The organism is Frateuria defendens, assembly GCF_001182895.1.
GTDB lineage: Bacteria > Pseudomonadota > Gammaproteobacteria > Xanthomonadales > Rhodanobacteraceae > Frateuria_B > Frateuria_B defendens.
In genome coordinates this window covers 1-310 of record NZ_LFQR01000292.1, presented here as the reverse complement: position 1 = coordinate 310, position 310 = coordinate 1, and the positions used below count along the sequence as shown (strand labels likewise).

The 310-nt window shown below is 79.7% G+C and carries 1 protein-coding gene; it reads left to right on the top strand.

Features of this window, described 5'->3' with window-relative positions; all coding sequences use genetic code 11:
* Window positions 1-201: 201 nt before the first annotated feature.
* On the top strand, window positions 202-310 hold a 109-nt coding region (locus ACH65_RS21110), incomplete at its 3' end, for a laccase domain-containing protein (RefSeq protein WP_336884817.1).

Here is a 310-nt window from a genome sequence, read left to right as displayed (position 1 = left end):
AGCGCCTCGCCTTCGAACACCCGGTGACCGGCGAGGCATTGGCCTTCGCGGCGCCGCGCCCGGCCGACCTGGAGGCGCTGCTCGGGGCGCTGCGCCAGGACAGCGCGGCCCACGGCCCGGACGAGGGCTGAGGACCTCGCCGTGGAAGGCTTCATCATCCCCGACTGGCCGGCGCCGCCCGCGGTGCGCGCGGCGGTGAGCATGCGGCTGGGGCCGGGCGTGTCGGCGGCGCCGTTCGAGCGCTGCAACCTCGGCGCGCGCTGCGGCGACGCGCCGGCGGCGGTCGCGGCCAACCGCGCCGCGCTGGCGC